Source organism: Planctomycetota bacterium (assembly GCA_038746835.1).
Taxonomy (GTDB): domain Bacteria; phylum Planctomycetota; class Phycisphaerae; order Tepidisphaerales; family Tepidisphaeraceae; genus JBCDKH01.
The window spans coordinates 1-8193 of sequence record JBCDKH010000167.1 but is presented as its reverse complement, the minus strand read 5'-3'; the positions used below and the strand labels follow the sequence as shown (position 1 = coordinate 8193).

The 8193-nt window shown below is 65.7% G+C and carries 5 protein-coding genes; 3 read left to right on the top strand and 2 right to left on the bottom strand.

Going from position 1 to position 8193, the window contains the following annotated elements:
• Positions 1-311: phytanoyl-CoA dioxygenase family protein (locus AAGI46_13715; GenBank protein ID MEM1013262.1), on the top strand; the 311-nt coding region annotated here is incomplete at its 5' end.
• 9 nt (positions 312-320) lie between these two features.
• On the opposite strand, the gene AAGI46_13710 is transcribed toward AAGI46_13715, so the two are convergent.
• Complete coding sequence (locus AAGI46_13710) at positions 321-1010, bottom strand: hypothetical protein (GenBank protein MEM1013261.1); 690 nt, start codon at positions 1008-1010, stop codon at positions 321-323.
• 142 nt (positions 1011-1152) lie between these two features.
• On the opposite strand from AAGI46_13710, the gene AAGI46_13705 reads away from it, so the two are divergent.
• Positions 1153-2040: a hypothetical protein gene (locus AAGI46_13705; protein ID MEM1013260.1), complete on the top strand. Its 888-nt coding sequence runs from the start codon at positions 1153-1155 to the stop codon at positions 2038-2040.
• Positions 2041-2230: 190 nt separating this feature from the next.
• Positions 2231-5944: a PQQ-dependent sugar dehydrogenase gene (locus AAGI46_13700; protein ID MEM1013259.1), complete on the top strand. Its 3714-nt coding sequence runs from the start codon at positions 2231-2233 to the stop codon at positions 5942-5944.
• Positions 5945-6263: 319 nt separating this feature from the next.
• Here AAGI46_13700 and AAGI46_13695 read toward each other — a convergent pair.
• On the bottom strand, positions 6264-8193 hold a 1930-nt coding region (locus AAGI46_13695), incomplete at its 5' end, for a molybdopterin-dependent oxidoreductase (GenBank protein ID MEM1013258.1).

Genomic DNA, 8193 nt, shown 5'->3' with positions numbered 1-8193 from the left:
GTCCGCACAGCCACAAGGACGGCCCGATCGAACGCGCCGGCGAAGGCGATTACAACACACACGAGCAGGAAGCCCACCGGCTCTTCCCGATGCGCATGTGTGCCGGCGATGCCGTGGCCTTCAGCCGGTTGACGGTCCACGGCAGCGGGCCAAACCACACGGACAAGCCGCGCGTGGCCTACGCGCTTCAATACCACCGCGACGACGTGCAGTATCGCGATCCAGACGAAGGCGGCCGGCTGAAGCGGCTGGTCGAGGAACCACGCTTCGCCGTCGCACCGGTCGAGGCTCTGAAGCCGGCGCAGAAGTGAGCCGGGCGGCTATCGACGCTTCCGGCCGTTGGTCGCCGGCTTCGCCGATTCCGACAGCCGGGCGGCGGCGTCGGTGAAAAGCTCTGCGAGCGCCGAGCGGTCCGCCTTGGCGTCGCCGAGCTGGGCGACGGCGGCGTCGATCGCTTCGTTGAGCTCGTCGCGGGCGGTGCTCAGCTCGTCGCGAATGGCGGTCGCGGTCTCGTCAAGCGTGGAGCGGATCTCGCTGTCGCGTGACTCGCTGGCGGCGGACTCCTCGTCGATCCGCTTGCCGAGTTCGTCGGCCCGCTTGGTCGTGTCAGCGTCGAGCTTGCGGAGGGCGTCGGTGTGGCTGCGGTCCATCTCGCGAATCTCGCGGCGGATTTCGCCGTGCGCCGTCTTGGCGGCTTCCTTGAGCTCGCGGATCGAGTCGTTGAGCTTGCCGGACAGGTCGCCGAGCTGCTCATCGATCCTGGCGACCGCCTCTTCCAGGCGATTGCCCAGGTCGTCGCGCATCGACTCGAGATCGAGGCCGATCTGCTCTTCCAGCTCGCCGAGGCGACGCTCGGTGTCCCGCTGCTGGCTGCCGAACAGGATGTCGCGGACGCGTTCGAGCGAATCCGGCGAGGCATCGTCTTCTGCGAGGAGGGCGGCACGCGGTGCCGCTTCGGGGGCCGAGGCTCGGCCGTTCTTCCGTGAGGTCTTGACGTTTTTCTTGGCCATGGTGTCCTTCCGTGGAGCCGTAGATTATCGGAACTTGAGGCCCGTTGACAACTTGTGCGGCGGCAAGGTGACAGGTCGTCCGGTTGGCTCGCAATCGCCGATCAACTGGTTATCCTGCCGGCGGAGGCTTGGAGGGAGAACGATGCGCACCCGTCACCCGATTTTCGTCGCCGCAGTCGCCGGCCCGGCTTCCGTCGCGTTCGCGGGGACGGTCGTCTTCCAAGACGACTTCTCAACGCAGCCCTCCGCCGGCGTGGCCGATGTTGGGACGTGGCAGGACGTGCAGTCCACCGGCAGTGGTGCCGGCGCGGCGACGCAGCAGCGGTTCTCGTCTGCCCCAAATACCAACGGCGACTTCTTGCCCTCGCAGGATGCCAGCAATCCGTTCCTGCAGGTCGTCAACTTCCAGCAGCCCAGCAACCCCGACATTGCCGTCGGCGGCACAGCGCGATTCACAGCGGATGCCACTGCCGGCGATCAGGCGAGCGGATCGGCCGGCGTCATCACGTTCCTGTTTCGCGACAACACGGGCGGACTCGCGAATGCAAGTCCAGCATTGAACGACCTGAGCCTCGATCTGGTCGAAGGCACGACCGCCGTTGCCGGCTACAGCGTCGCATCGGGCTTCAATCAGTTCGCCGTCCGCTACGAAAACGACGGCGACGACCAGTTCGACGACGCCCTCACCGACAGCGGCGAGCGACTGCTCACCTGGACCTACAACGCCTCGGCCCTGCCGACGTTCGACTCGGATGGCGGCGTCATCCAGGCCGGCACGTGGACGCTTGAAGACGAAGGCGCACCCGGCTCGAACCTGCCCAAGACGACGATCCTGTCCGGCAACATCGCCGTCGGTTCAGCCGTCGACGGGCTGCGCTTTTCCCTCGGCCAGGGTCAGTCGGGGTTCCCGAATTTCTACTTCGACAACCTGCTGGTCGAATCGCTCGACCTGGTCCCGATTCCCGAGCCGCTCGCAGCTGGTGCGTTCCTGCCGATGCTGATCATCGCCGCCCGTCGACGTCGGGGTTGATCGGAGCCAAGGGTCGCAAGGGTGTTTCACGCGGATCGATCGTTGGATGCGCTAGCACCTGATGAACAGTGCTCCCCAGGCCGCACGTCTTGCCCGTCTTGCCGCGCGTTCTGTCGCGTAAAGCTAATCGGACGCATTTTGCGGGTTGCGGCGCTTGCATCGGTATGTGAATCGCGGCATCAATTGACGCGTGAAGCACCACCGCCGCCCGACCTCGCTCGGCCGACCTGATCTCGCTCCCGAACGCCTCGAACAACGACGGCTCCTCGCCGCGGTCGATGCGATCGACTTCAACATCCCCGAATTCACGGCCGACAACGTCGCGAGCTTCGACCTCTACGAGGACGCGGCCGTCGTCGACGGCGAGCTGCGCGTCGCCCCGGATGTCCGCTACGGGCAGGGTGCGTTCTTCACCAAGGACAACCTCACGCTCACGCCCGACAAGGGCTTTGCCACGTCGTTCAGCTTCGACATGGGCGGCGTCCGCGGAACCAGCGGTGGGGCGGGTATGGCCTTTGTGCTGTTCGGCCGCGACACCGACCCGTCGCTGCCAGCCTTCCCGGGTGGTGGCCTCGGCTACAGCGGGCTCTGGCCGAGCCTCGCGATCGAGTTCGACTCGGCCCAGAGTGCTGGCGACCCGTCCGGCGACCACGTCGCCATCCACACCAACGGCAACGCCACCTCGCCGCTCGCTGCCAACACCGTCGTCGCCGTCGGCGGCCAGCTCAACGACGGCCAGACGCGGTACGCGTGGGTCGACTACAGCGGCGACACCGACGTGCTCCGCGTCTATCTCAACGACGTCGCCCAGAAGCCCGATCAGCCGACGCTGTCAACGACGCTCGATCTGTCGTCGCTGGTCGGCTCGGCCCCGCGCTTCGGCTTCACGGCCGCGTCGGGTTACAACTTCAACCACCACGACGTCTCGTCTTGGAGCTTCGAGACCGTCCTGCCGACCACGCAGCCGAATCAGCCGCCGGTCGCCGTCGACGACAACGTCCTCATCGAGCAGAACAGCGGCGTCAACAGCATCGCCGTCCTGCCCAACGACAGCGACCCGGACGACGACGTCCTGACGATCACTTCGGCCGGTCCTGCCACCAACGGCACCGTCACCACCAACGGCCAGCTCGTCTTTTACACGCCCAATCTCGGCTACGCCGGCCCGGACAGCTTCTCCTATGTCGTCAGCGACGGCCGCGGCGGCTTGTCGACGGCGACGGTCGACGTCACGGTCCAGCAGATTGCGGCCGCCGGCACGTTCCAGCTCGGCTCGGGCACGTTCGAGGCCGTCGAGGGCGAGGGCTTTGTCGATGTGACCGTCCTTCGTAACGGCGACACCTCCACCGTCGCCACGCTCGACTACCTCACCAGCGACGGCACCGCGACGGCCGGCGTCGACTACCAGTCGCGGGCTGGCACGCTGCGGTTCGACCCTGGCCAGACGTCGCAGACGATCCGCATCAACATCAGCGACGACCAGCTCAACGAGGGCGACGAGACCTTCGCCATCAGCCTCGACGCCGTCACCGGTGCCAACCTCGGCGCACCGCGGACCGCTCAGATCACGATCCTCGACGACGACCAGCCCGACGGCAACGGCGGTCTGCCGTGGCTTGAAGATTTCAACCTGCCCAACGGCACCAGCACCGACACCGGCACCACCGCCTGGTCCATCGACCTCAACGGCAGTCCGGCCTCGGCGCTGCAGGTCAACGGCAACCGACTCCGACTCAGCGACACCGACGGCCCGGTCGAGTGGCGGACCGACCCGATTGCCCTCGGCGACGCCGACTCCGCCTCGTTGTCCCTTCGCCTCTCGGCGGCGGGCAGCATGGAAACGACCGGCCAGTTCCTCGACTACGTCGACGTCTTCTACGCCGCCGATGGTGATTCGCCGCAGCTGCTCGAACGCATCGTCGGCAATATCGGCCAGCGGACACTCACCTACGACGGCCTCGTCGGCAACACCGTCGAGCTCATCATCCGTGGCGTCACGACGGCCGGCAGCGAGGTCTACTTCATCGACGACGTCCTCCTCGAAGCCGCCGAAACCCCGACGTTCATCCCGTTCAGCTACTACGCCCAGACCGAGGTGCCTGCAGAAACCCTCGGCGGCGACTGGCAGGTCGTCACGGGCGGCAGCGCCGGCAACCACGCCGTCTGGAACGGCGGCAACTTCTACAACAACCCGCCCGCCGGCGACGCCTTGGCCTTCGACATCGTCGCCGAGACCGCCGGCCTCTACGACGTCCACCTGCGGGCCAAAGCCCCGTCCGGCGACGACGACAGCGTCTGGGTGCGCATCTCCGGCACCGACGTCGCCCAGTCGAACAACATCTCCCGCACCGACGGCTGGGTGAAGTTCAACAACATCGCGCGCAGCTCGTCGTTCGTCTGGGACCGCGTCCACAACGTCGACGCCGGCAGCGAGCCCGTCAGCTTCTTCCTGCCCGCCGGCACGCACACGCTGGAGATCGCCGCTCGCGAAGACGGCACCGGCATCGACGGCGTCTACGTCACCAACACGCTCGACGCACCGTCGACCGCGCAGCTCGATCTTTCCGATGGCATCGATGAGCCTGTCGAGCCGGTCGGCGACTTCCGCCGGACCGAGATCGTCAGCGACGGCCTGCAGAACGTGACCGACGTCAAGTGGGCCGGCAGCCTCGGCGACGTGCTGTTCGTCAGCGAACGTGCCGGCCGAATCCGCATCGTCGAAGACGGCAGCCTCGTCAACCAAGCCTTCGTCGCCTTCGAGGACGAGGTCAACGGCACCCGCGATCGCGGCCTGCTCGGCATCGAGCTCCACCCCGACTTCCCGACCGTCCCGTACGTCTACGCCCTGTTCACCTACGACCCGCCCGAGGCCGCCAACGGCACGGGCCTGGCCGCTCGCGATGCCAACGGGAACCGCGCTGGCCGCGTCGTCCGCTACACCGCGGACGCCGCCACCAACTTCCGCACGGCCGTCCCGGGCAGTCAGCTCGTCGTCCTCGGCAAGAACAGCACCTGGGACAACATCTCGTCGCCCGACAAGGACTCCACCGGACGGAACAACTTCGACATCCCCGCCAGCGGAACGCCCGAAGACCCCGACAACAACGGCGAGTACATCAACGACTTCATCGCCAGCGACTCCCAGTCGCACAGCGTCGGCGACCTCGCCTTCGACTCAGACGGCAACCTGCTCGTCACCCTCGGCGACGCCACCAGCTACGGGGCCGTTGACCCACGCAGCAAGTACGTCCAGGACATCAACACGCTCCGCGGCAAGGTGCTTCGCGTCGACCCCGAGACAGGCCTCGGCGTCAGCGACAACCCGTTCTGGACCGGCGACGGCAACGACAACGCCAGCCGCGTCTGGGCACTGGGCCTGCGGAATCCGTTCAGCGTGGCCGTCCAGCCCGACGACGGCGACCTCTTCATCGGCGACGTCGGCTGGTACACAAGCGAGGAAGTCAATCGCGTCGACATGAACGGCACCGGCGGCGACAACCACGGCTGGCCCTGGTATGAAGGCCAGTACACCGGCCTGAACCAGACGCCCGGCTACCTCACGACTCAGGACGCCCAAGACGTCTACAACGGCGACGTCGTCCTCGACGGCGACCTCGTCCTGCCGACCTTCAGCCGAGACCACTCCGACGGCTCGCGGGCCTTCATCATCGGCGACTTCCTCGTCGGCAACAGCTGGCCAAGCGCCCTGCGTGGTTCGCTGCTGCTGGTCGACTGGCAGTCCGGCCGCGTCGAGGCCGTCGTGATGGACGCCAACGACCAGTTCGTCCGCACCGAGACGCTGCTGACCAGTGCCGGCCCCATCACCTCGATGAGCCGCACCGACGACGGCCGGCTGTACTACGGCACCTGGAACGGCGACGTCGGCATCATCGACTTCGCCTGACCACCAGGACTGAGGAGGAGAGTGACGCCCGGGGCCCCGCGCCCCGGGCGTTTTCGTTTGATCAAAGCGCCCCCATTCCACCCGTCCGTCATCCCGAGCGCAGCCGAGGGACCTCGCCCGGCTCTGCGCGATGGCAGGCAACGTCCTTCGACGCACCGCACTCGCTCAAAACGTCTTCAACGCGCGACGGACGCCGAAGCGGAAGCTTCGGGTCGATCAAGTCGAACACCCCCGAACCCGAAGCTCCCGCTTCGGCGTCTTGCACCAAACGCGCCTTTGTTCAATCCCTGAAGGTCTTTTCCCGAGGACGGAACCGACATCACTCACTCCCAGGCAACCGTGCCGGTCGCGTCGTGAGCTTCGCGGTCCGCTGGTCGGCAGGGCGTTCGTACTCTCCCTGCGACTCTGCCCACGCCTGCCGCCAGGCGGCTTCGAGTGTGGAGATTGCCATAGCTTGGAGGCGCGTCTTGATGAGCAATGGCGAATGACCCACATCCCGACTCTCGTCCAAGGCGAAGGTCTTCAGATCACCACGCGAGTCGTAGGTCAGCCTGGCGGAGGTGCCGATACTTGGAAGGTATCCGTAGCAGACCATGCTGCTTGACTTTGAGATTCTCGCGACATCAGCTCGAAAGAAGTCGTACTCCGTGAAGGCGACTGCCCTCGCCAACTCATCTTCTAAGGAGTTGATGAAGTTAAGACGCAGTTCTAACCACGTCGGCGGTTGCGCCTCGTCTAGGAAGCCGTGCTCCATCCACCCGTGGACATTGGGGCGGAGATTATCCCGGACGTTCAAGAAGTAGCTGTGGCTCCGGAAATCCACCGTCGCGTTGTGCGGCTGCGTGTTGTCCTGAAGGTAATGGGCCAGATACCCCGCCCAACGGACCGCGGCCTCGTCGTTGCCGACGGCGAAGGCCTTGACCAGCTCGTTGTAACACTGCTCCACCCGGAACGGCAGGTAGCCCGCCTCGGCGAAACGCGGGTCGTCCGGGTCGCGTGGAATGTCGGACAGGTCCGGCAGGCCGGAGAGGTCGTCGAAGTAGCGGCGTTTCTTGGGGTTTTTGTTGAACAGTTCGAGGTTGATGTAGTGCATCTTCCCCTCGGTGCTGTTGAAGGCCGGCACCGGCGTGGAGCGATCGAAGTCGGGATGCATCGCCCAGTACGCCAGACCTTCGTAGCCCTCGGGCCTGGGCCCGACATGCACGTTCATGATGAAGTCGTGCAGGTCGAAGTCCTCGGCCTCGGGGCAGTGCTTGCGGACGAACGCCTTGAGACCGGCAGGTGCGTCCTCGTCCGCCAGAATCCGCTGGGCAGCGAGCCGGGTCATGAGCACGTGCTCCTTCGACGACCACGCCGACGCCACCGTCGGCAGGGCGAGCAGCAGCGTGAACACCGGGATCTGCACTTGTCGTCTTCGGCCGACACCGATCTCGTGGTGACGGCTGGCGGGTGTGGGACCGGCAGGTTGGGCTCCGGAAGCGGCTACCACCCGCAAGGGAATGTAGCCCTCCTTTTTCTCCACATTGGTCGCGGCTAACGACAGCGTCCCGTCGTTGGCGAAGTTTTTTGAAAGACCGAGAAGGGCCGCCACTTCTCGAGGGTCGCGCTGCCCGGGTACAGGTGGTAGCGCTTGACCGCGATGGAGACGGCTGGCTTCTTCGACTACTGAGCCCGTAGGTTCGGCCGGCATCCACATGGGAGCGTCGGGATGTTTGACCGGGATAGCTGAAAGGTCCGGTCGGGGCATACCCAAGTCCGCTTGCTGAGGGTAGCTCCAGTGACGCTCACCCGGTTTCTTGAAGTCGTCGTAGGAGGCTCCGGCGAAGTTGCCGTTGAGGCGGCCGATCTCGGCGTAGACCTGACGGGCTTTCAGTCGACCCGCGGTCTCTTCGTCCAGCCTTTCGATAATGCTGTGGGCGAGTGACCAGGCCGGCTTGGAGGAGCCTTCCGGAAGAATGGCCTGACGGTTGAACTGAACCGTTCCATCGGTGGAGACGAAAACACCGTGACTCTCCACCCACGACGAGAGCGGCAGAACGAGGTCCGCCTGCTTGGTTGTGGCGTTGGGGTGGGTGGCGGCCGCGGCGAGGAATCTTGCTTTCTTCGACCCTTCTTTGGCAAGAGGGTCACAGCCCACGGCCAGGAGAGCCTTCACCCCGCCGGCGGCCAGTTCATCGTAAGTCTTGCCTTCCTGCTGGTTGAAGGTCACCCAGGATTCTCTGTAGACGGCGGCCGTTTCCTCATCCCAG